We start from the raw sequence: 1,178 nt of genomic DNA, 5'->3' as shown, positions 1-1,178 counted from the left end.
ACTTCGGATTCTGCAAAGAACTGCCCTGTCAATTTTTTGTCGAGAACCCTGCCTTTTCTCCTGTGCATCTTGGACTGCTGATGGACTCCCAGCTCTCCCAGAGTCGCTGATGCATTTGGGCTGGCCCCAGTGTCTCGGAGCCCGCAGCTAGCCCGAACGCATCATCGAGCTTCGTCTTGGGCTGCGGGGTAGCTGTAGCGTTTTAGGGTGCTGATAGCGACCGAGAGTTTCACCGGGGAAATTTGGACTGAGGCTTGCTGCGCTGCAAGATAGTAGGTGCCGAGTTCGGCTTGTCCATGGCTGCAAAGTGAACGATGCTGTCGTTTTACCGGTGAACTATTTCAAGATCGAATTTTGCTCAGGGAGGATTGCAATGAAGATGGTGCTCGGAATTGCTTTGGCTTCGATGCTGGCAACAGCCGCTAGTGCACAGGACTCGCCGTTTCGTAAAGAGCTGAAGCGAGGCGACCTTACTGGCACGAACATGGAGATCATCACGAGCATTAGCGAGCTTAAGCCGGGTGATGTATCGATGCGCCACATTCATCATGGCGACGAGTCATATTACTTCCTCGAAGGGGGTACGATCGAACTGCCCGATGGAAAGCAGATGCCGATCCCGACTGGCACTGTTGGCTTGAACGTACGAGATACGCCGCACGGTGCTTACAAGGTCGTCGGTGACAAAACGATCAAGCTTTTGACCGTCCACATCGTCGACAAAGGCAAGCCGCTCTACGACTCACCACCGAAGTAGATCGTTGTAGTGGTGATCTACGGCTAGGTAACCGAGGAGCGACCTCGATGGTGCGTACGATCATACTTGCCGCATGCCTTGCCTCGATCTCTGCTGTCGCTTTTGGCCAGAAGCAGCAGGTCACTGAGGATCAATACGCCGACCTGCAGAAAAACTTTGCCGAGGCCTACAACCGCAAAGACGTCGATGCGATGGCCAATGCGTTTACTGAGGATGCTATCAGGGTAACGCCGAGCGGGATGTTCGTTGGCCGAGAAGCCATTCGACGCAATCTGCAGGAGGTCGTTGCGCTCGGGCTCCATGACTACACGGTTCAGCGCACTGAATCCCGTACCGTCGGAAGCTTCGTGTTCAATGCTGGCGAATGGCACGCCAAGCTCGGCGATCAACCGCTACATGGCTACTACACTGCCATCATCGT

General features: G+C 54.6%; 2 protein-coding genes. Both read left to right on the top strand.

Annotation, left to right across the window (positions count from 1 at the left end; all coding sequences use genetic code 11):
* The first annotated feature begins 373 nt into the window (after positions 1 to 373).
* Entirely contained in the window at positions 374 to 757 is a 384-nt protein-coding gene (locus tag BLV07_RS45750; protein WP_091899147.1) for a cupin domain-containing protein, read from the top strand.
* 47 nt (positions 758 to 804) lie between these two features.
* Positions 805 to 1,178 (top strand): YybH family protein (locus tag BLV07_RS45745; RefSeq protein ID WP_143035762.1); only part of this gene is annotated, 374 nt, incomplete at its 3' end.

Source organism: Bradyrhizobium sp. Rc2d, assembly GCF_900099855.1.
In the GTDB taxonomy this organism is placed as follows: domain Bacteria; phylum Pseudomonadota; class Alphaproteobacteria; order Rhizobiales; family Xanthobacteraceae; genus Bradyrhizobium.
This window is presented reverse-complemented; position numbering and strand designations above follow the sequence as displayed.